Genomic DNA, 22943 nt, shown 5'->3' with positions numbered 1-22943 from the left:
GAGAACCTATGTCAGATGTAAATCTAACAGCCGAAAAGTTTCGTCATGTCGGCAAAGACCTTGCAAAATCGCAAGAAGTTATCCGTCCGAGTATGACGTATTGGCAAGATGCTTGGCGACGATTAAAGAAGAATAAAGTGGCAATTGCATCCTTGATTCTTTTGATTTTTATTTTGGTGATGTCATTTGCAGGACCACATATTTTACCATATGAATTTGATCATCAAGATTTTATGGTTATCAATAAGACCGCAGCAGAAGCGCCAGGTCATTGGTTTGGAACGGATGCCTTGGGTCGTGATATTTTTGTTCGCGTTTGGACAGGTACGCAAGTATCTATGGCCATTGCGTTGATTGCTGTTTTGATCAACGTTGGCATCGGCATTATCTATGGGGGCGTTTCGGGATACGTTGGCGGCACCGTAGACAATGTGATGATGCGTACCGTCGATGTTTTGTTCTCGATTCCACAGATGTTGTGGGTCATTATGTTGATCGTTGTAATCGGACCCGGATTTGACACCATTGTCATTGCTCTTGCCTTAACAGGGTGGGGCGGCATGGCTCGCTTGGTTCGTGGACAAGTTCTTCAATTGCGAGAAATGGAATTTGTACTAGCGGCTAAAACGTTGGGCGCAAGTGGCCGAAGAATCATTCTTCGTCATTTGATCCCCAATTCTTTGGGTCCAATCATCATTAACCTCACATTCGCGATACCCGGTGCAATTTTTACCGAGGCATTCCTGAGCTATATCGGTTTGGGTCTTCCGGTACCGCAAGCATCATTGGGTTCTTTGGCCAATGATGGTGCGAATCTATTATTGATTCATCCATATCAGTTGATGTACCCATCCATCGTAATCGTTGTATTGATGTTGGGATTCAACCTTTTGGGTGACGGATTACGCGATGCGCTTGATCCAAGACTTCGACAATAGGGAGGGAAGATTGTGGCTGAAAAATTAGTAGACGTAAAAGAACTTCGGGTATCATTTGATACGTATGCCGGAGAAGTGCAAGCAGTCCGTGGCGTTACCTTTCATGTAGATAAGGGAGAAACCCTCGCGATCGTAGGAGAGTCTGGCTGCGGGAAATCCGTAACCGCAAAATCAATTATGCGTTTGATCCCAACTCCGCCGGGACGATTTAAAGCTGGCCAAGTGTTGTTTGAGGGTGAAGATGTTCTTAAAATGACAGAAAAACAAATGGAAACCATTCGAGGTAGTGAAATCTCAATGATTTTCCAGGATCCGATGACTTCCTTAAACCCGACTATGAAGGTTGGCAAGCAGATTATGGAAGGCTTGATTAAACATCAAGGTATGTCTAAAGAAGATGCACGTGCTCGTGCGATTGAAATGCTTCGTGTCGTTGGCATGCCAACTCCAGAAAAGCGAATCACTCAATATCCCCATGAGTATTCAGGTGGGATGAGACAGCGTGCCATGATTGCCATTGCATTGGCTTGTAATCCAAAATTGTTAATTGCGGATGAGCCCACAACTGCATTGGACGTAACGATTCAAGCGCAAATTCTGGAATTGATGCAGTCTTTACAGAAAGATTTTGAAACTGGGATTATTTTTATTACCCATGACTTGGGTGTCGTAGCGAACATGGCAGACCGTATTGCGGTTATGTATTCTGGTGTGATTATTGAATCGGGTACAGCAGACGATATTTTCCATCAAGGAAGCCATCCGTATACGTGGGGATTGATGCAGTCAGTTCCGCGTCTTGACGCTAAAAATAAAGAAGAACTAAATCCAATTGACGGACAGCCGCCAGATTTATTAAAGCCACCAATGGGTTGCCCATTTGCAGCACGTTGCGAGCATGCCATGGAAATTTGCCAGGAAGCATTTCCTCCGCGAACGAATGTGACAGAATCGCATTATGTGTATTGTTGGTTAAACCATGAAATGGCGCCGAAAGTGAAAAATCCAATTACAGGAAGGGGTGGCGTAGAGAATGAGTAATTTAGAAGATCGCAAAGTCTTACTTGAAGTAAAAGATATGAAAAAATACTTCAAGGTTGGTCATAACGCCATCTTAAAAGCAGTTGACGGTGTTTCTTTCAAGATTCATGAAGGGGAAACCCTAGGTCTTGTTGGCGAGTCTGGTTGTGGAAAATCAACAACGGGCCGTACAATCATTCGATTGTATGATGCGACAGATGGTGAAGTCATTTATGATGGAATGGATGTCCATACCTTGAATCGAACGGAGTTGAAGGATTTTACGCGCCATGCGCAAATGATTTTTCAAGATCCTTATGCTTCTTTGAATCCTCGTATGACAGTTGGTGATATTGTTGGTGAAGGTATCGATATTCATGGTCTTTACAAGAACACCAAACGCCAAGAGCGTATTTATGAGCTTTTGGAATTGGTTGGTTTGAACAAGGAACATGCGAGTCGTTATCCCCATGAGTTTTCAGGCGGTCAGCGTCAGCGGATTGGAATTGCAAGATCATTGGCAATTGAACCGAAGTTTATTGTTTGCGATGAGCCGATTTCAGCATTAGATGTATCGATCCAAGCACAGGTGGTCAATCTTTTGATTGAACTGCAACAAAAGCTTGGCTTGACCTATCTGTTTATTGCTCATGACCTTTCTATGGTCAAGCATATTTCTGATCGAATTGCTGTTATGTATTTAGGTGCGATTGTAGAATTGGCAAGTAGTGAGGATCTTTATGAAGAGCCCTTGCACCCATATACAAAGGCACTGCTTTCAGCGGTTCCGATTCCAGATCCAGCCATTGAGAAGAAACGTCAACGGATTATTTTAGAGGGCGATGTGCCGTCTCCAATCAATCCGCCGGGAGGATGCAAATTCCAAGGGCGTTGTGAATTGTGTCAAGATATCTGTCGTCAAGAGCGACCAGAACTTGTGGAGAAACGGCCCAACCATTTTGTTGCTTGTCATATGGTAAAATAAGTGAGAGTCCTCGTAGGAGGACTCTTTTCGCATAAAGAAAAAGGAGGATGAAATGCTGAGATCCATACAAAAATATTTAATTGCCTTGATCATCCTTTTTGGTGCTTTGATTTATTATACCTACAATATGATTCCTGTTGGACTTGGGGGATCAGAAAATCAAAAGAATGCGGATTATCTGCCAGCTGCAGTAGAAAAAAATGAAAACCGTTTGGTTGTTGCGGAGAAGAATATCGGTGATCGGTACAATCCACTACTGGCAACCACCAGCGGAGAAGAGCAGGTTTGCGAGTTGGTGTTTGACAGTTTAGTCGATCTCAATGTGCAAGGTGATTTGATACCGGAGCTGGCCGCCTTTTGGGAGGTTTCCGATGATGCAACAATATATACCTTTCATTTAAAGGAAGGGATCACCTTCCATGATGGCATGCCATTGACTACGGAAGATGTTGCCTTTACCTATACTTTTTTGGCGAGTCCTTATTATCAGGGACCCTTTTCAGACAAGGTCATGGATCTAGAAGGTGCGCGCGCCTTCAATCAGCGTAAGAGTGAAATTGATGGAATTTCAGGTATCCGGGTCTTGGACGAGCGAACCATTCAATTTGTATTGACCGAACCCAATGTCTTGAAGCTTTATGACTTTCAATTTGGAATTTTGCCCAAGCATATTTATCAGGTGGATTCCTGGGGGGATTTTCAGGCCTTGAATGGCAAACCCATTGGCAGTGGCGCTTTTCGATTGATTGACCATACAGACCAAAGCCTCCAATTCGAAGCCAATGAGGAGTATTATCAACAGTCGGCCAATATAGATGGAATTGAACTGGTTAAACTGGAAAATTATGATGCGAATAGTATTTATTATTTAGCTGCCGGTAAGTTGGATATTGCTTCAATTAATCCCAATCCGCAGAATGTACAGCGCCTGAATTCAAGTTCGCTAGTGAATCTAATTTCTCACGATTCCAATTCTTATGGTTATATTGGATTGAATTTGCGAGATCCTATGTTTCAGGATGTGAAAGTGCGACAGGCCTTTATGCACGGTATCAATCGCGCTTTCTTTGTTGAGACCTTTTATAAGGGTTATGGAGAGGTATGCAATGCCCCGGCGTCTTATCAGACGGCGTTACCCATCGATGGGTTAGACGAGTACGCATATGATCCCAAAGAGGCCAAGGCACTTTTGAAAGAGGCGGGGTGGCAGGATTTAGATGGAAACGGGATTCTCGAAAAGGACGGCAAAGAGTTTCAATTTACCTTGTCGACTTATACAGAGTCTAATTATTCCTATAATGTTGCTGCACTTTTGCGTTCGAATTTGAGGGATTTAGGCATCGATATGGATGTCGAATTTTTATCCTTTAACGAATTATTGAATCGTGTTTTTTTCCAACGGGATTTTGATGCCTATACCTTGCATTGGGTGATTGGTTCAGAGCAGCAAATGCAAGGCACTTTTGATCAGCAATCTGATCGAGTTGGGGGCTACAATAGCGTTGGTTATGGCAATGAAAAGGCAGAAGAGATCTTTTTAGAGGTACTTGGCACGGTTCGTGAGGAAGAGCGAGAAGAGTTGGTTGAAGAGTGGATTCGCATTGCAAATGCTGATCTTCCCTACCTTTTTCTTTCGTATAATGTGGAAATGATGGGCGTAAACGACCGGGTGGAAAATTTTCAACCATCGGCATTCAGCGGATGGGCGGATCAGGCAAAACAACTGATTTTAAGGAAGCCTGCAAGTCAAAATCTATCCTTGAAGTAGGGTTGAAATTATGAATTGACTATTGCTAATCTGTCATAAAACTATGAATTTTATCTAAAATCTGATGTCAATTTGGTAAATAATTGCATGGGAAAACCCAAGGAATTGCTTTGAAAATCGCATGGTTATAAGATTGGTAACGTTTTCATGAGCTCGCAAGAACTTATTGACAGTTACATGCAAAGTATTTATAATGGAATTAGTTGTTAAGGAAACGTAAAAGAAGCCTAAGGATTATGTCTTTTTTATGAAGCTGAAAATGGCGGTTTGGCTTTATAAGGGAGTAGGTTTCGATTGCGCCTCGACGATCATCAAAAAATAAGGAGGACGAATGAATGAAGCGATTGCTAGCATTGTTATTAGTTGTTCTAATGACAGTAACATTCTTTGCTGGATGTACGCAAACTGAACCTGCGGCGACTGAAACGCCTGCAGCAACAGAGGAACCTGCGGCAACGGAAGAACCAGCAGTAGAACCAGCACCTGAGGCAGAACAAATTTTGCGACTAAACTGGGGTTCTAACCCACCAGATTTGGATCCGCAAACAACAACTGATACCGTATCTTTCCAAGTGTTGAATGCAACTCTTGAAGGAATGGTTCGCTTGAACGCACAAGGCGAAGCAGTAGTTGGAAGCGGTTTGGCTGCAGATGTTCAAATCTCTGAAGATGGAACACTTTACACGTTTACACTTCGTGATGCAAAGTGGTCTGACGGATCTCCAATCACAGCATATGATTTCGAATATGCATGGTTGCGCGCGATTGATCCTGCAACTGCGTCTCAATATTCATACCAGTTGTACCATATCAAAAACGCACAAGCAGCAAACAATGGCGAAATCGGCCTAGAAGAAGTAGGAATTAAAGCGCTTGACGACATGACTTTAGAAGTTCAGCTTGAGCGAGTTACTCCATTCTTCTTATCTTTGACTTCTTTCATCACGTATCTACCGGCTCAAAAAGCAGCAGTTGAGCAAATGGGTGATACGTATGCATCAAGCCCAGAGACAATGGTTTATTCAGGACCTTATGTAGTATCTGAGTGGATTCCAGAGCAAAAATTGAATCTTGCGAAGAATGAAAACTACTGGGACAAAGATTCTGTAATGTTGGAAGAAATCCAGGGCGATATGATTGTCGACTTGAATACTCCAATTAACTTGTATGAAACTGGCGGATTGGATACAATCGGTGTTCCAACTGAATACCTTGACAAGTATCGCGATTCTGCTGAGTTCACAAATATGGCAGAAGCTGTAGCTTGGTACCTTCAATTTAACTGTACTGACGAATTCTTCTCTAACTTGAAAATTCGTAAAGCATTCTCGATCGCGATTAACCGCCAAGCGTTCGTAGACAACGTATTAGCTAACGGCTCTCAAGTTGCATGGGCATTGACTCCTCCAGGATTCCCTGGAATCGATGGCGGCGACTTCAACGAGCAATGTGCTGGCGAAGTTTATGATGCTGGTTCAAAAGGACAAGAAGCGATTGACGAAGCAAACAAATTGTTAGACGAAGGTCTTGCAGAAGTTGGCAAAACTCGTGAAGAGTTGGGCGCTCATATTTCTTACTTGACTGGTGAGTCTGACGTAGCGAAAAAGTTGGGTCAAGCATTGCAACAAATGTGGAAAGACGCGTTTGGTATTGATGTACCAATCGAAGCCGTTTCATTTGCAATCCGTCTTGACAAATACAACTCTGGCGAATTCACAATCTCATTAGCAGGTTGGGGCGCTGACTACGCTGATGCAATGACATTTATGGATATGTTCGTAACTGGCGGCGGTAACAATGACACATTCTGGGGATCTCCAGAGTATGACATGAATATCGAAGCAGCGATCAACGGAACTGGAAATGATCGCATCCAAAACATGATCAATGCACAACAAGTATTGTGGGATGAATGGCCAATTTCTCCTATCTACTTCCGAGCACGTAACTTTGTTGAAAAACCATACGTGAAAGGAATCGTTCGATTCCCAGTTGGTGTAGATAATGAGTATAAATGGACCTATATCGATTCTGAAGAGTACGCGAAAGCGAACATGTAAGAATTGAAAAGATAGAAAGACCCTCTTTTAGAGGGTCTTTTTTGTTGCAAAAAATTCATGGAAACGTTTTGCATGTGACAAGAACGAACGAGAGAATATGAATGGATTGTAATGAGGATTAAGAAAGCTTCAATCTTATGAATTTCTCTTGCGAAAGATGGTTACGAGACGTAAAATTTAACCTAAGCATTACCATCATAAGGGGGACATATAATGAAAAGAAAGATGACACTACTATTGGCGGTTCTAATGATTTTATCTGTAGGATTAGCCGGTTGTGGCAACAGCGAGCCGACTGTTGCAACAACAACAGAACAAACAGAAGCAACAGCAGAGCAGACAGAAACAACGTCGGAGCAAACCCTGCGCGTAAATTGGGGAGCAAATCCACCGGATATGGATCCAGCCACAACGACAGACCAAGTATCAATTATGATTTTGAATGATACTTTGGAAGGCTTGGTTCGATTGAATCCCAAGGGAGAAGCTTTAATTGGAACGGGTCTTGCAGAATCAATGACTGTTTCTGAAGATGGAACCATTTATACCTTTGTTTTACGTGACGCAAACTGGGATGATGGATCGGTTATTACAGCAAATGATGTACTGTTTTCATGGCGCCGTGTTGTCGATCCGGCAACAGCAGCCCAGTATGCATATCAACTGTATCCAATCAAGAATGCACAGGCAATCAGCAAGGGTGAACTTGCACTTGATGAGCTTGGGGTGAAAGTGATTGATGAAAAAACCTTGGAGGTCACTCTTGAGCGACCGACCCCATATTTCTTGTCTTTGTTGGGATTCATCACTTACTATCCAGTACAAGAAGCCAGTGTAGTTGAATTTGGTGAAAAATTCGCAACAGCGCCTGAATTCATGGTTTCATCAGGTCCATTTAAAGTGGAAACTTGGATGCAAGAGCAAAGACTAGATATGGTGAAAAATGATCAATATTGGGATGCGGAAGCTGTAAAATTAGAGCGCATTGAAGGCGATATGCTAGTGGATTTGAATACACCAATCAACCTGTATGAAACGGGTGAATTGGATACGATCGCTGTGCCAAGCGAATACTTGGACAAATACCGTGATTCAGAAGAGTTCATTTCTATGCCAGTGGCAACGACTTGGTACATGCAATATAACTGTGAAGATGAATTCTTCTCCAATGTGAAGATTCGTAAAGCTTTCTCCATGGCTTTGAACCGATCCGCTTTTGTTGATAATGTGTTGGCAAATGGATCTGTGGTAGCCGGTGCCTTTGTACCGACAGGAATTCCTGGAAAAGACGGTGGAGACTTCACGGGACAAACGGGAATCACCTTGAAGGATGTTGGAACCATGGGAGAAGCTGGAATTACTGAGGCAAATGATTTGTTGGACGAGGGATTGGCTGAGATTGGCAAAACTCGTGAGCAATTGGCTGCCCATGTGACTTACTTGACTGGCGAGTCTGACGTAGCTAAGAAATTTGGCCAGGCTTTCCAACAAATGTGGAAAGAAACTCTTGAAATTTCAGTTCCTGTTGAGGCGGTATCTTTTGCAATCCGTTTGGACAAATATAATACAAAAGAGTATACCATTTCTTTAGCAGGATGGGGTGCTGACTACAATGACCCAATGACATTCTTGGATACAATGATTACAGGAAGTGGAAATAACAATGCTTTCTGGTCAAATTCTGAGTATGATGCCTTGATTGAAAAAGCGACGGTAACAGCTGGGAATGATAGAATGGATGCGATGATCGAAGCTGCACAAATTCTGGACGCAGAAATGCCAGTTGCACCAGTCTACTATCGAGCACGGAACATGGTAGAACGTGAATATGTAAAAGGATTGGTTCGATTCCCAGTTGGAGTTGACAATGAATTCAAATGGACATCAATTGAAAAGTAGAGTAAAAGAATAAATAAAAGGAAAAAGGCCCATGGACTGGCGGCTCTCAATAAGGAGGGTCGCTTAATCCATGGGCTTTTTTTAATAATTCGATTTAACAAAATGAATATGATCGAGGACACGGTTTGGCGCTGGTCCTCCAGGTTGATTTCTTCGATTGATACAAGCATCCAATTCAAGAAAGGCATATACACCCGATTCGATCTGAGGATGAATCGATTGAAAGTCTTCCAGAGAAAGTTCTTCTAAAGGAAGTCCTTTTGCGATTGCTAGAGCGACCAATTCGCCGACGATATGATGAGCGTCTCGGAATGGAATTTTGCGCTCCACCAGATAATCTGCCAAGTCTGTGGCATTGAGGTAGCCTTTTTTTGCTGAAGCGAGCATGTTCTCTTTATTGAAGAGGATGCCTTCGTCAAAGAGGAAGGTAAAGATCGACAAGCACTGAGAAACGGTATCGCTGGAATTAAAAAAGGCTTCCTTGTCTTCCTGCATATCTTTGTTATAGGCCAGAGGCAAGGCTTTCATGGTGGTCAAAAGTGAGACCAAGCTTCCATAGACACGCCCTGTTTTGCCGCGAATTAATTCCGGCAGATCGGGGTTTTTCTTTTGCGGCATCATACTGCTGCCAGTGGCAAAGGCGTCTTGGAATCGAATATAGCTAAATTCGGTTGAATTCCAAATGATCAGCTCTTCGCTAAATCGACTTAAGTGCATCATAATCAAGGCGTTGTGGTTCATTAATTCCAATAAATAGTCGCGATCCGATACGGCATCTAGACTGTTTCGCATCACACCAGTGAAACCCAATTCCTTGGCGGTAAAAAGTGGATCAATATTCAAGGTTGTTGTCGCCAGGGCGCCTGCTCCTAAAGGGGACAGATTCATGCGCTGAAGCGTCGAATCCATTCGATCGATATCTCGTAAGAACATCTCAACATAGGCCATTAGATGGTGAGCTAGGGTGATGGGCTGGGCATGCTGCAAATGGGTGAAGCCCGGCAGGATGGTTTCCGTATGCTGAGCAGCAATATCTGTCAATACATGTACAAGTCTTGTCAGCTGTTCTTTTGCTGCGATTGCCTGTTTTTTGGCATATAACTTAAAATCCAGTGCGACTTGATCGTTTCGACTTCTCGCCGTATGGATTTTTTTTGCTGTTGCACCCAATTTTTCGGTCAACAAGGCTTCAATATGCATATGAATGTCTTCGTATTCGATATTCCAATCGATTTTTCCAGCTTCGATCTCACTCTTCAGGGAAGTGAGCTCTGTTTCAACTGCTTTTAGTTCTTCGTCGGAGAAAAAGCCCTGTTTGTGCAGCATCTTGCTATGCGCCATGCTCCCCTCGATATCTTCCGCGTACATTCGGTAGTCAAAGGGGATGGAAGCGTTAAAAGCATCTACTTCTTTATGTGTTGCCTGTGAAAATCTTCCGCCCCATAATTTCATTCTATTCATCCTTTCCTTTGTTGACTTGATCCAACATCATAGCTCGTACCTTCATTGGCAAGCCAAATAGGTTGATAAAGCCAGCTGCGTCTTTATGATCGTATAAGTCGCCAGTAGCAAAGCTTGCGATATCTTCGTTGTAAAGCGAGTAAATGGACTCTGCCCCAGCAGGAATAACATTTCCCTTGTACAGCTTCAGTGTAACGGTTCCAGTCACCATTTCTTGAGTGGAGTCAACGAAAGCGCTTAAGGCTTGACGAAGTGGGGTATACCATTCGCCACTGTAAACCAGTTCTGCGAACTTGATGCCGAGAACTTGTTTGTAAGAATAGGTCTGTTTGTCCAGGCAAAGATGCTCCAACTCTTGGTGGCCGGTATAAAGCAAAGTTCCGCCTGGTGTTTCATACACGCCCCTAGACTTCATGCCAACGATTCGGCTTTCTACGATATCGGCAAGTCCGACGCCGTGTTTGCCTGCGATTTCATTGGCTTTTTCCATTAAAGCAACGGTAGACAAGATCTCGCCATTGATGGAAACGGGGATCCCTTTTTTGTAGCCGATGGTAACATACTCTGGGGTGTTTGGCGCTTCTTCAAGGCTAGTTGTCATCTTCAACAATTTTTTGTAGTCAGGTTCCAAAGAGGGATCCTCAAGTTCAAGGCCTTCGTGGCTTAGGTGCCAAATATTTCGGTCTCGACTGTAGCTCTCTTCTTTCTTCCAAGGAAGGGTTAGGCCCTTCTTCTCGCAATATTCGATTACATCTTCACGGGATTGCATATCCCAAATTCTCCAAGGCGCAATAATTTTCATATCTGGTGCAAGGGCCTTGATAGTCAGTTCGAAACGTACCTGATCGTTGCCTTTTCCGGTGCAGCCGTGACAAATCGCTTCTGCGCCTTCCATTTGTGCGATTTCAACCAATCGCTTAGAAATAACCGGTCGTGCTATGGATGTGCCCAGCATATATTTACTTTCGTAAATGGCACCGGCTTTTAAGGTTGGCCAAGCGCATTCCTCAAGGAATTGTTGAGTTTGATCTTCGATATAGATCTTACTGGCCCCTGAGGCGAGTGCTTTTTCTTCCATGCCAACGAGTTCTTTCCCTTGTCCTACATTAATGCAGGCAGCAATAATTTCATAATCATAGGTTTCTTTTAACCATGCGATGATAGCTGTTGTGTCCAATCCGCCTGAATAGGCAAGTACGACTTTTTTCTTCATATTGAGTCTCCTTAAATTCATTTGATTTTTTATAATTATACATAAACGCTTATAATAATGCAAGCTAAATGTATAAATATTTTTTATGTTGGAATTTATTGCAAGAGAATCCTGATAAAGACGGGTGTATATAATAAGGATAGCGAATAAATATAAAATAGCACTTGCATAACAATACGATAAAATGTATAATTATAAAAAATAATCATAAGAAGAATGAATCGAGGAGGAAGAAATGAAAGTAGGAATAGTTGGTGCTTCGGGTTATGTTGGGCAAGAATTATTGAGAATCTTATTGGATCACCCAAAAGTGGAAGTAACAAAGATTACATCACGCCAATTGGCTGGGCAAAAAATAGCAGCCTTATATAGAAATTTTATGGGACGAACGGAGCTCTACTTCTCCGAAAAAATTGAAAAAGAAGATCTTGAAGATTTAGACTTTGTTTTCCTGGCTCTACCTCATGGTGTTGCTTCCCATTGGGTGACTGAAGACGTATTGAGTCAAGTCAAAGTCATTGATATTGGAGCCGATTTTAGAATCAAGGACCTAGCGACCTATGAAGCGTGGTATCAAACCAAACATGGTTCACAGAATTTATTAAAGGAAGCGGTTTATGGGTTGACGGAATGGAATCAAGAAGCGATCAAGGAAGCAAAGCTATTGTCTAATCCTGGCTGCTATCCTACTGCATCGGCCATGGCAGCGAATCCTTTATTAAAGGAAGGTTTGATTCAAGGAGAAACAATCATCCTTGATGCAAAATCTGGTGTATCGGGTGCTGGTCGAGGCCTGAGTCAAGGGGTGCATTATGCAGAGGTGAACGAGAACTTTAAAGCCTATGGCCTTGCGACTCACCGCCACACACCAGAGATTGAGCAGACCTTGTCTCAAGCGGCTGGTCAAACCATTACATTGAATTTTACTCCCCATCTATTGCCCATGAGCCGTGGTATTTTGGTCACCATGTATGCGAGTTTGAAAGATGGAGTTTCGAAGACCCAAGTGGATCAGGCCTTTCAAACGGCTTACATAAATAAACCCTTTGTACGGATCATGCCAGAGGGAACCTTGCCGGAAACCAAATGGGTGAAAGGAAGTAACTTTTGTGATCTCGCATGGCGGGTTGACCAACGTACGAATCGCGTGATTGTTGTTTCTTGTATTGATAACTTGATTAAGGGAGCTGCAGGTCAAGCCATTCAAAATATGAATTTAATGGCCGGATGGTCAGAGGAGTTGGGATTGTTGTCCGTAGGGCAATTCCCGGGATAGGAGGATGTTATGTCAAGAGGAATTACGGCACCAAAGGGATTTCAAGCCGCAGGCTTTTATACGGGTGTAAAGAGAAAAAGAAAAGATTTATCCATGATGGTCAGCAAGTCGCCTATGAATTGGGCTGCGCTTTTCACTACGAATGTGGTAAAAGCGGCTCCTGTAATTTGGGGCGAATCCCTGCTGAAAGCGGGCAAGCCCCTTCAGGCCCTTGTCATCAATAGTGGAAACGCCAACGCATGTACTGGAGACCAGGGGGATGCGGATCTTCAAAAGATGGTTGCACAAACGGCGATGACGCTTTCGGTTCCGGAAACTTCGGTTTTAATTGCATCCACAGGTGTAATTGGTGTTCCACTTCCTATCGAAAAGATCATAGCTGGAATTCCTCAGGTTGCAAATTTCTTGGATTCGTCTCAACAAGCGGATGATGATGCTTGTCAGGGGATTATGACGACGGACACCTTCTTTAAACAGGCAAGCATGACAATCGAAATTCAGGGGAAAGAGGTTACACTTGGGGGCATGGCAAAGGGATCGGGGATGATTCATCCCAATATGGCAACCATGCTGGCCTTTGTTACAACAGATGCGAAAATTGAGACTGCTTTGTTACAGGAATTGTTGAAAGAAGCATCGGATGAAAGCTATCATATGATTTCTGTGGATGGCGATACCAGTACCAATGATACGGTAGCCGTTTTTGCAAATGGGCAGTCAAATGTATTGATTAGTAAAGACGGCCAAGGCTATCAAGCCTTTAAAGAGGCGTTTTTTAAGATTCATCAGACTTTGGCGATTGCCATTGTTTCCGATGGAGAGGGCGCGGGAAAACTGATCGAGGCACAGGTGGTTGGAGCGGCTACGAAAGAGGCGGCAAAACGAATGGCGCGCTCGATTGTCTCTTCTAGTCTGGTGAAAACAGCTTTCTTTGGTGAAGACGCCAACTGGGGGAGAATTTTATGTGCGATGGGTTATTCGGGCGCAGATTTCAACCCCAAGGAAGTTGGTATTCAGATTCAGAGCCAGCAAGGCTTGATTGACTTGATGAAAGGGGGCGTTCCTATTGTCTTTAATGAAGACGTTGCCGCAAAAATCTTGTCGGAAGAGAAGCTTCAGGTTTTGGTTACCATCCAGGACGGTGAGGAAAGTGCGACCGCATGGGGATGTGACCTGTCTTATGAGTATGTGAAGATCAATGGCGAGTATCGAACATAAGGAGGCCACCATGGTTGAAAGTGTAAAAAAAGCAAAGATATTAACCGAGGCGCTTCCCTATATTCAACGATTCAGTGGCAAGATCGTCGTTGTAAAATATGGCGGCAGTGCAATGACCAATCCTGATTTGCAGGCCCAAGTGATTCGTGATCTTGCCCTCATGAAACAAGTGGGCATGCTCCCGGTTGTTGTTCATGGCGGCGGAAAAGCGATCTCGAGTTGGATGGAAAAGGTTGGAATGGAGCCCAAGTTTCATAATGGGCTTCGCATTACCGACGGGCCGGCCATGGAATTGACGGAAATGGTTTTGGCAGGAAAGGTAAATAAAGAGCTTGTTGGTCTATTCGTTCAGGCTGGTACAAAATCCGTTGGACTTTCGGGCAAGGATGCTGGCTTGTTGTTGGCAGAAAAAAAGCAAGTTGAGGGTGCCGATCTGGGCTTTGTTGGAAGTGTAAAGACGGTGAATATAGCGTATGTGCAACTTCTGTTGGAGCAAGGGTATTTGCCCGTAATCGCACCAATCGGATTTGATCTAAATGGAAATTCGTTAAATCTCAATGCAGATGAGGCTGCATCTGCCATTGCCTGTGCCTTGAATGCTGAAAAATTGGTATTTCTAACGGATGTAGATGGTGTTATGAAAGATCCCGAGGATCCATCGACCCTTTGTTCGTCTTTGAATCGAAAAGACGCTTTGGCTGGCATGGAAGCAGGCTGGATTTCGGGCGGAATGATCCCGAAAATTCAGATGTGTTTGCAGGCCTTGGACCAAGGGGTTCAACAGGTGCATATGTTGAATGGGACCTGGGATCATGCCTTATTGTTGGAAGTATTTACGGATCAGGGGATTGGTAGCATGATCAAGGAGGATGAAAAATAATGAAAAATTGGATAGAAATTGGAAAAGAAGTGATGATGCCGACCTACGCGCCGGCACCAATCGTGATTGATCAGGCCAAGGGCTGCACGGTCACGGATATAGAGGGTAAGGAATATTTAGATTTTGTGGCAGGTATTGCGGTCAACAGCTTGGGTGGCGGTCATCCGAAATTGGTGGCTGCGCTTCAGGATCAAGTGTCGAAACTTTTGCATGTCTCCAATCTATATTGGACGGCTCCGTCGGTAGAAGCGGCCCAGTTGCTGGCCAAGGCGAGCGGGATGGATCAGGTGTTCTTCTGCAACAGCGGGGCGGAGGCCGTGGAAGGTGCCATCAAGTTGGCGCGGAAAAGTGGCGGTGACGACAAATATGAGATTATTGCCATGAATCAGTCCTTTCATGGACGAACCTTTGGGGCCATGTCTGCAACGGGACAGCTTAAGTATCAAAAGGGATATGCGCCCTTGGTGCCGGGCATTATTCATGTGCCATTTATGGACCTAGAAGCGGTGAAGGCGGCAACAACGGATAAAACGGTAGCGGTGCTTTTTGAAGTCATTCAAGGTGAGGGTGGAATCCATCCGGTAACAAGTGACTACTACCAAGCGGTTCAGGCATGGTGCAAGACCAAGGGACTCTTGATGATCATTGATGAGGTGCAAACTGGGAATGGTAGAACCGGTAGCTATTTTGCCTATCAGCAATTCGGCGAGCGTCCAGATATTGTAGCGACTGCGAAAGGTTTAGGCGGCGGATTGCCAATTGGTGCAGTGATGGCGACCAAGGAAGCGGCAGCAAATTTCAAGCCGGGTGACCATGCGACGACATTTGGCGGCAATCCCATGGTAACCCGTGCTGCGGCTACGGTACTGACTGTAATGGAAGAAGAGAACATTCTTGAAAATGTACAAAAAATGGGCGCCTATTTAAAAGAGCAGCTCTTGAATTTGAAGACGGATCATTTGCTTGAAGTGCGTGGAATGGGCTTGATGCTTGGCGCTGAGTTTGATATTCCAGCAGGACCTATTTGCAAGGCTTGTGCGGAGAAGGGGCTCTTGCTCGTGGGCGCTGGTGCCAATGTGATCCGCTTTGTGCCGCCATTGGTGGTTACTAAAGGTGATATTGATCGTATGATCGCGATCTTACAGGAAGTGATGGATGCATGAAGTCAATTGGATATCTTCTTTTAGAAGATGGTACAGAACTCAAGGGGAATTGGCATGGAGCCAAGAAAGCAGCTATTGGGGAACTTGTCTTTAACACGGGAATGACGGGATACCAGGAAATTTTAACCGATCCCTCCTATGACGAGCAAATGGTGGTCATGACCTTTCCTTTGATCGGGAATACAGGAATCAACTTCAATGATTTTGAATCGGCTACCATGCATGCGGCAGGATTGGTTGTAAGAGAAATGGAGTGCGAACCCTCTCATTATGAAAGTAAGCTTTCGATTGAAACTTATTTGACTAGCCAAGGAAAGGGAGCGATCTCCGGCCTGGATACCCGGGCCCTAACGAAAAAGATTCGATCCAAAGGGGTGATGCGATGTCTTCTGACGCCGGATCAGCCAAGAGCCAAAGACTTGGAAAAGCTGAAAGCCTATAAAACAAATTTTGGACGTGTGGATGCTGTTTCGCGGGGGAGTCGATACTTTGCTGGGGAAAGAGCCTATCACTTGGGTGTTGTTGATCTTGGACTCAAGGATGGAATTCTGAATCAATTAAAGCGCATGGAGCTGACAATTACCTGCTTTTCACCCCATGCGACCTGGGATGAAATTAAAGCAAAAGGGGTTGATGGTTTGTTGCTTTCCAATGGACCTGGGGACCCGGTAGATGCCAAGGCGGCCATTCAATTGGTAAAAGATGCGCGGGGAAAACTTCCGATTTGGGGAATTTGCCTGGGCTATCAGGTGATTGCCTTGGCCTATGGTGCCCAAACATACAAGTTGAAGTTTGGCCATCGGGGGGCGAATCATCCGGTCCGATGCTTGCAAACGAAAAAGGTGAAAATGTCGGCTCAGAATCATGGATACGCGGTGGCGAGAGATGATTTGCCTGAAGAAATTGTAATTACGCACGAGAATGTCAATGATAAAACTTTAGAGGGCTTTATCATACCGAAAGATGAAATTGCCGCAGTGCAGTTTCATCCCGAGGAGGGGCCAGGTCCGTGGGATTATCATGAATTATTTGACCAATGGCTGAAGGGAGGGGAAGCAGATGCCTAAAGATCCATCGATTAAAAAGGTACTTGTTATTGGTTCTGGCCCCATTGTCATCGGTCAGGCAGCTGAATTTGACTATGCCGGTACCCAGGCCTGCCGCGCTTTGAGAGAAGAAGGGGTGCGGGTTGTTTTGGTCAACAGCAACCCGGCGACGATTATGACGGATGAAAGCATTGCGGATGCGGTCTACATCGAACCCTTAACTCTTTCTGTGTTAAGTGAGATTATCAGGAAAGAACGTCCGGATGGATTGTTGGCGACCTTGGGCGGTCAGACTGGCTTGAATATGGCAGTCGAGTTGAGTGAGGCGGGCGTATTGGATCTCTATGACGTCAAACTCTTGGGCACCAACCTGCAGGCGATCCAGAAGGCGGAAGACCGGGAACTGTTTAAGGCGTTAATGGAAGAGATAGAAGAACCTGTCGCAAAAAGCAAGATTATCGAAGACGTTGAAACTGGGCTTGCCTTTGCCAAAGAGATTGGATATCCCGTCATTGTCCGTCCAGCCTATACCCTAGGTGGAACAGGAGGCGGAATCGCCAGTACGGAAGCGGAATTGAAGACGATCTTGCATACGGGTATTTCCTTGAGTCGAATTGGACAAGTTTTGTTGGAACAGAGTGTAGCAGGGTGGAAGGAAATTGAGTATGAAGTGATGCGGGATGCCAATGGTACCAGCATCATCGTTTGTAATATGGAAAATTTTGATCCGGTGGGGGTGCATACAGGAGACAGTATTGTGGTGGCACCTACGCAAACCCTAACGGACAACGAAGCGCAGATGCTTCGAACATCGGCCTTGACGATTATTGATGCCTTGAAAATTGAAGGTGGATGCAATGTGCAGGTTGCCTTGGATCCGGATAGCAAGAACTATGTAGTGATCGAGGTGAATCCACGGGTGAGTCGTTCTTCAGCTTTGGCATCAAAGGCAGCGGGTTATCCCATTGCTAAGGTGGCGGCAAAGATTGCCCTGGGTTTGTGGTTGGATGAGATTCCAAATGCGGTGACGCAAAAGACCATGGCATCCTATGAACCGAGTCTCGATTATGTGGTGGTGAAGATTCCTAAATGGCCCTTTGACAAGTTTGCAGAGATGGACAATAGCTTGGGTACGCAGATGAAGGCAACAGGAGAGGTGATGGCCATTGCTCGCTCCTTTGAATCAGCCTTGTTTAAGGCGATTGTTTCTTTGGAGGGCGATGAAGTGGGGCTTGGAAATTCAAAGGTCAAGGCCTTTGACGATGATGTCCTTTTCGCCAAGATTGAAAGGCCGACCCATATGCGGATCTTCGAACTGGCAGAGTTGATTCGCCGCGGCTACTCTGTGGCTACCATTGGCAGTCGTACGAAGATTGATGCCTGGTTTTTGCAAAAAATTCAACGTATGGTTGAGATGGAGAACCGTTTGATTCACGAAGCCTTAACAACAGATTTGCTTGTTGAAGCCGAACGAATGGGATTTGTTGATCAGGAAATCAAGTCGCTGACCAATTTACCTGAAGAGCAAATTGATGCATTGCGCCGTGCCAAGGGCATTTACCCCATCTACAAGATGGTGGATACCTGTGCGGCGGAGTTTGAATCGGCGACACCCTATTATTATTCCAGTTATGACTGGGAAGATGAGCGAGTTAGCTCCGACAAGGAGAAGATTCTGGTAATTGGTTCGGGACCCATTCGAATTGGTCAGGGGATTGAGTTTGACTATTGTTCCGTGCATGCCTTGCAAGCGATTCAGAAAGCGGGTTTTGAAGCGGTTTTAATTAACAACAATCCCGAGACGGTCAGCACGGATTTTGATATTGCAGATAAATTGTATTTTGAACCCTTGTTTGTGGATGATGTGATGAATGTGATTCGTGCGGAAAAGCCTAAAGGAGTGATTGTGCAATTTGGCGGGCAAACGGCGGTTAATCTTGGGCCGAAATTGCGGGCACGCGGTGTCTCAATCTTGGGTACTAGTGTGGAGTCCATGGATGCGGCAGAGGATCGAAATCGCTTTGAATGGCTATTGGAAGCCCTTGGTGTTCGACGTCCCATTGGTGGAGCGGTTCATGAGGTGAAAGAGGCCATTGAAAAAGCGAATGAGATTGGATATCCGGTCTTGGTACGCCCTTCCTATGTGATTGGCGGACGGGGCATGCAGGTTGTTAAAACCGAGAAGAACTTGATCGATTATGTACAAAATGCCATTATTGAGAATCAGGGCCAGTCGATTTTAGTCGATGAGTATATCGAAGGATTGGAATTGGAGGTTGATGCAATCTGCGACGGAGAGGAAATCCTGATTCCTGGAATCATGACCCATGTGGAGCGTACGGGTGTCCATTCTGGCGACAGCATCAGTGTTTATCCCCCTCGCAATCTTTCTCAAGCCATGCAGGCGGAGATTCTGGAAACGACTCGTGTTTTGGGGAAGGCCTTGCATGTAAGGGGTTTGATGAATATTCAGTATGTGTTAGCAAAGGGAAAATTATATGTGATAGAGGTCAACCCAAGGGCTTCAAGAACGGTACCCATTTTATCGAAGGTGACGGGAGTCCCCATGGTGGACCTTGCCATCTCAACAATGTTGGGGAAAAAACTGGTCGATCTGGGTTTTGGAACCGGTTTGATGGACGAACGTCCTCTAGTTGCGGTGAAGGTACCGGTTTTCTCTAATCAAAAGCTGGTGGGTGTATTGCCGCTTTTGTCACCTGAAATGAAATCGACGGGCGAGGTTTTGGGTCTGGGGAAGACTTATCAAGAAGCTTTGTACAAAGGTTTTTTGGGTGCGGGCATTCAATTTCAAACTCCGGGGAAAATTTGGGTGGCTGGCCAAGATGAAGCGGTAAAGGAAAAATTGCAAGCCGTTGGTTATGACTTGATTGATGAATTGGATGGCAGCATGGTTGAATCATCAATTCAAGCTGGAGACTTACAGTGGATTTTGGACACCACGCTGGGTCATTCTGAAAAAGAAGATTTGATTGGAAACGTTCGAAAGCAAGCCTTGGTCTATGACTTGCCCTGCTTTTCTAGTCCGGATACGGTGGAAGCCTATTTGGAAGCGCTGGAATATTGGCAGACAAGTGGACCCATTCAAGTGGATATTGTACAGAATTATAGGAAAGAGGTCCTTTGACCTCTTTTTTCTTGTCATCCTCTATGATAAAATACGGATGGTAAGGGGGAAGTTCGATGCGAATAGGGAAGTTGTCAAATGAAGAGCTAGAGCAATTGGTGATTCGAAAAATTCAATATCAACATCCGGATGTATTGATCCATTCCGGCGTGGGAGAAGACTGTTCCGTAATCGACTATGGAGACGAAGTTTGCGTGGTTTCCAGCGACCCGATTACCGGTGCTAGCCACCAAATTGGAAAACTGGCTATCGATGTAGCCTGCAATGACATCGCAAGTACGGGCGCAGAGGCTTTGGGTGTGATGATGGTGATGCTGGCTCCTCCGTCAACGACGAAAGAAGAGCTTGCTCAAGTCATGCGGGAAGCAACTGATGAAGCCGCAAGGCTGAAGATAGAAATTTTAGGTGGTCATACCGAGGTGACGGATGCGGTGAACCGCATGGTTCTTGTGATGACTGTGATTGGAAAGGAAAGAAAAAGTCAATTTGAGTCGAATAGTCAACCGGTTTCCACCGGTGATTGGGTGGTGATCTCTAAGGAAATTGGATTAGAGGGAACTGCCATTCTTGCCCATGACCGAGAAGAATGGGTGGCAGGTAAAATCGATACGGCAGCCTTGGTCCTTGCCAAAGCACAGATGGATCGTTTATCTGTCTTGGAAGAGGGGCGAATCGGAGCGAAAACCGGATTTAAATATATGCATGATATTACAGAAGGCGGTGTTTTGGGTGCCTGTTGGGAAGCGAGCCATGCGACGGGGCGGGGTGTGAAGATTGAACGGGAGGCCATTCCCATTTTGTCGGTGACCCAAGAAATTGCAGCCCTCTTTAAAATCGATCCCTATAGTTTGATTTCAAGCGGCAGCATGTTGGCCATTGTAACGCCTGCGCAAGGAGAAAAGTGGATTGCGGAGGGAGAAAGACGGGGCCTTCGTGTGACCAAAATTGGTCAAGTACAGGGAGAGCAGCCGACGCTGGTTGAAGTGGATGGAAGTGTCTGTGTGATTGCTTCTCCAGAGGCGGATGCCTTGTATACGGCTTTGGCGCGACAGAAGGAGGAAATTAAGTGAGCAGAATAGACGGCAGAAAATTAGATGAAAAAAGACCATGTGGAATTAAGCCAAACGTGTTGGCCTACCCCGACGGTTCCGTAGAAATTGCTATGGGCGAAACCCGGGTGATTTGTACGGCATTTGTGGAAGAGGGCGTGCCATCTTTTAAGAAGGACTCGGGAGAGGGCTGGGTGACGGCGGAGTATAATATGCTGCCCGGCTCCACTTTGACAAGAAAGCGAAGAAGCATTGGTAAGATTGACGGTCGAAGCAGTGAAATTCAACGGTTAATTGGCCGCAGTTTGCGTTCTATCGTTGATTTTAAAGCCCTTGGTGAGCGAACAGTCACCATCGATTGCGATGTGATTCAGGCAGATGGGGGAACCCGTACCGCTTCCATTACTGGGGGATATGTTGCCCTGGCTTTGGCCATGAAGAAGTTGCAGAAAGAAGGCAGACTGACGGCATGGCCGCTTAGAGATCAAGTCGTTGCCATCAGCGTGGGCATTGTTGCAGGTCAGGCCTGCTTGGACTTGTGTTATCGAGAAGACTCACATGCTCAGGTGGATATGAATGTTGTGATGGCAGGGGACGGATCGATTATTGAGGTACAGGGAACCGGTGAGGAAGCGCCTTTTACCCGCAAGGAGCTGAATGATCTTTTGGATCTAGCGGAGAAGGGAAGCTGTGAACTTGCAAAACTTCAACGGGAAGTTTTAGAAATTTAGGAGAAAAAAATGAAAAAAATAATTTTATCGTCTTCCAATCCCCATAAGATTGGAGAGCTCAGAAGTATTCTAAAGGGATTGCCGATTGAGGTGATCTCGAAAAAAGAAGCAGGATTTGGCGATCTAGAAGTCATTGAAGATGGAGATACCTTGGAGGCGAATGCCAAGAAAAAGGCGCTGGCCATGGCGGAAAGAAGTCAAGAAATTATTCTTGCGGATGATACGGGTTTGTTTGTTGATGCTCTAGATGGCGCCCCAGGCGTTTATTCGGCACGTTTTGCAGGTGAAGACTGTTCTTATGCAGATAACAACAAAAAGCTTTTGTCAGCGCTAACAGGCATTCCTGAAGCGAAACGAGGCGCGCATTTTGAAACCGTTATTGCGATTGTCTGGCAAGATGGAAGTGTACAGACTGTCAAAGGTCGCTGCGATGGAGTCATTGGCTTTGAGGCGCAGGGCGATAACGGCTTTGGCTACGATCCTCTTTTCGTTGTAAGTGGCACGAAACGAACTTTCGCCCAGATGAAGGATGAAGAGAAAAACCAAATTAGTCACCGCGCCAATGCACTCAGGAAGTTGCGAGAGGTATTTGAAGAACGATTATGATTAAAATCTTAGTGGTTTCAGATACCCATGGCATGATTGAACATGCTGTGGAGGGCATTAGAAAAGAGGGTCCTTTCGATCGAATGATTCATTTGGGTGATCAGGTGGAGGATGCCATCCGATTGAAGAGTTGGCTGGGAATTGAACATTTGGATGTCTGTGCAGGGAATTGCGATTATCCCAGCGAAGGCGTCAGCGAGAAAGTAATAACGATTGATGGAGTCACGATTTTTATGACCCACGGCCACAAGTATGGTGTGAAATATACCATGGATCGATTGTTTTACCGTGCAGAGGAAGCGGGGGCGAAAATTGCCCTCTACGGCCATACTCATCAACGAAGAATGGTGGAGGAAAAAGGCATCACAATGTTTAATCCTGGCTCGTTAAGCTTGCCCAGGGATTGGAAAATGAAACGTAAGAGTTTTGGGACTATTCTGATAGAAGATGGGCGATTTCACATGGAATACAAATACTTGAAATAA

Annotated in this window: 18 protein-coding genes; 16 read left to right on the top strand and 2 right to left on the bottom strand. The window is 45.0% G+C overall.

What is annotated here, in order from left to right; translation table 11 throughout:
• Positions 1-8 precede the first annotated feature (8 nt).
• The 6 genes from AC25CA_RS10725 (at position 9) to AC25CA_RS10700 (ending at position 8670) form a co-directional block, all read left to right on the top strand.
• Positions 9-938, top strand: a complete 930-nt coding sequence (locus AC25CA_RS10725; RefSeq protein WP_486813818.1) for an ABC transporter permease — start codon at positions 9-11, stop codon at positions 936-938.
• Positions 939-950: 12 nt separating this feature from the next.
• Positions 951-1979 (top strand): ABC transporter ATP-binding protein, encoded by a 1029-nt coding sequence (locus AC25CA_RS10720; protein ID WP_486813817.1) that lies wholly within the window; start codon positions 951-953, stop codon positions 1977-1979.
• A complete protein-coding gene (locus tag AC25CA_RS10715) occupies positions 1972-2943 on the top strand; it encodes an ABC transporter ATP-binding protein (protein WP_486813816.1) in 972 nt (323 codons plus the stop codon). Before AC25CA_RS10720 ends, AC25CA_RS10715 begins: the two co-directional genes overlap by 8 nt.
• 52 nt (positions 2944-2995) lie before the next feature.
• Entirely contained in the window at positions 2996-4711 is a 1716-nt protein-coding gene (locus tag AC25CA_RS10710) for an ABC transporter substrate-binding protein (RefSeq protein ID WP_486813815.1), read from the top strand.
• Between the two features lie 335 nt (positions 4712-5046).
• The gene (locus AC25CA_RS10705) at positions 5047-6771 is read left to right on the top strand and encodes a peptide ABC transporter substrate-binding protein (RefSeq protein ID WP_486813814.1); all 1725 of its coding nucleotides are present in this window, start codon (positions 5047-5049) and stop codon (positions 6769-6771) included.
• A 213-nt stretch (positions 6772-6984) separates the two neighbouring features.
• A complete protein-coding gene (locus AC25CA_RS10700) occupies positions 6985-8670 on the top strand; it encodes a peptide ABC transporter substrate-binding protein (RefSeq protein WP_486813813.1) in 1686 nt (561 codons plus the stop codon).
• A gap of 81 nt (positions 8671-8751) precedes the next feature.
• On the opposite strand, the gene argH is transcribed toward AC25CA_RS10700, so the two are convergent.
• Both argH and AC25CA_RS10690 read right to left on the bottom strand, forming a co-directional pair.
• Entirely contained in the window at positions 8752-10122 is a 1371-nt protein-coding gene (argH, locus tag AC25CA_RS10695) for an argininosuccinate lyase (RefSeq protein WP_486813812.1), read from the bottom strand.
• Between the two features lies 1 nt (position 10123).
• The gene (locus tag AC25CA_RS10690) at positions 10124-11344 is read right to left on the bottom strand and encodes an argininosuccinate synthase (protein ID WP_486813811.1); all 1221 of its coding nucleotides are present in this window, start codon (positions 11342-11344) and stop codon (positions 10124-10126) included.
• A gap of 235 nt (positions 11345-11579) precedes the next feature.
• Here AC25CA_RS10690 and argC point away from each other — a divergent pair, with 235 nt between their 5' ends.
• From argC to AC25CA_RS10640, 10 genes are read left to right on the top strand one after another with little or no spacing between them, the layout of a single operon-like run.
• On the top strand, positions 11580-12620 hold the full coding sequence (argC, locus tag AC25CA_RS10685; protein WP_486813810.1) for an N-acetyl-gamma-glutamyl-phosphate reductase: 1041 nt from the start codon (positions 11580-11582) through the stop codon (positions 12618-12620).
• Positions 12621-12629: 9 nt separating this feature from the next.
• Positions 12630-13838, top strand: a complete 1209-nt coding sequence (gene argJ / locus AC25CA_RS10680) for a bifunctional glutamate N-acetyltransferase/amino-acid acetyltransferase ArgJ (RefSeq protein ID WP_486813809.1) — start codon at positions 12630-12632, stop codon at positions 13836-13838.
• 10 nt (positions 13839-13848) lie between these two features.
• On the top strand, positions 13849-14718 hold the full coding sequence (gene argB, locus AC25CA_RS10675) for an acetylglutamate kinase (protein ID WP_486813808.1): 870 nt from the start codon (positions 13849-13851) through the stop codon (positions 14716-14718).
• The gene (locus tag AC25CA_RS10670) at positions 14718-15881 is read left to right on the top strand and encodes an aspartate aminotransferase family protein (protein ID WP_486813807.1); all 1164 of its coding nucleotides are present in this window, start codon (positions 14718-14720) and stop codon (positions 15879-15881) included. Before argB ends, AC25CA_RS10670 begins: the two co-directional genes overlap by 1 nt.
• Positions 15878-16948, top strand: coding sequence for a carbamoyl phosphate synthase small subunit (locus AC25CA_RS10665; protein ID WP_486813806.1), 1071 nt, complete (start codon positions 15878-15880; stop codon positions 16946-16948). Before AC25CA_RS10670 ends, AC25CA_RS10665 begins: the two co-directional genes overlap by 4 nt.
• Positions 16941-20072 (top strand): carbamoyl-phosphate synthase large subunit, encoded by a 3132-nt coding sequence (carB, locus tag AC25CA_RS10660; protein ID WP_486813805.1) that lies wholly within the window; start codon positions 16941-16943, stop codon positions 20070-20072. The genes AC25CA_RS10665 and carB overlap by 8 nt, the downstream gene beginning before the upstream one ends.
• 56 nt (positions 20073-20128) lie before the next feature.
• On the top strand, positions 20129-21142 hold the full coding sequence (locus AC25CA_RS10655) for an AIR synthase family protein (RefSeq protein ID WP_486813804.1): 1014 nt from the start codon (positions 20129-20131) through the stop codon (positions 21140-21142).
• On the top strand, positions 21139-21852 hold the full coding sequence (rph, locus tag AC25CA_RS10650; protein ID WP_486813803.1) for a ribonuclease PH: 714 nt from the start codon (positions 21139-21141) through the stop codon (positions 21850-21852). The genes AC25CA_RS10655 and rph overlap by 4 nt, the downstream gene beginning before the upstream one ends.
• 9 nt (positions 21853-21861) lie before the next feature.
• Positions 21862-22458, top strand: coding sequence for an RdgB/HAM1 family non-canonical purine NTP pyrophosphatase (gene rdgB / locus AC25CA_RS10645; RefSeq protein WP_486813802.1), 597 nt, complete (start codon positions 21862-21864; stop codon positions 22456-22458).
• Complete coding sequence (locus AC25CA_RS10640) at positions 22455-22943, top strand: YfcE family phosphodiesterase (RefSeq protein WP_486813801.1); 489 nt, start codon at positions 22455-22457, stop codon at positions 22941-22943. The genes rdgB and AC25CA_RS10640 overlap by 4 nt, the downstream gene beginning before the upstream one ends.

This window comes from Gottschalkiaceae bacterium SANA (assembly GCA_036323355.1).
In the GTDB taxonomy this organism is placed as follows: domain Bacteria; phylum Bacillota; class Clostridia; order Tissierellales; family GPF-1; genus GPF-1.
The sequence above is the reverse complement of the archived record's forward strand: the minus strand, read 5'-3'. Positions and strand labels throughout refer to the sequence as shown.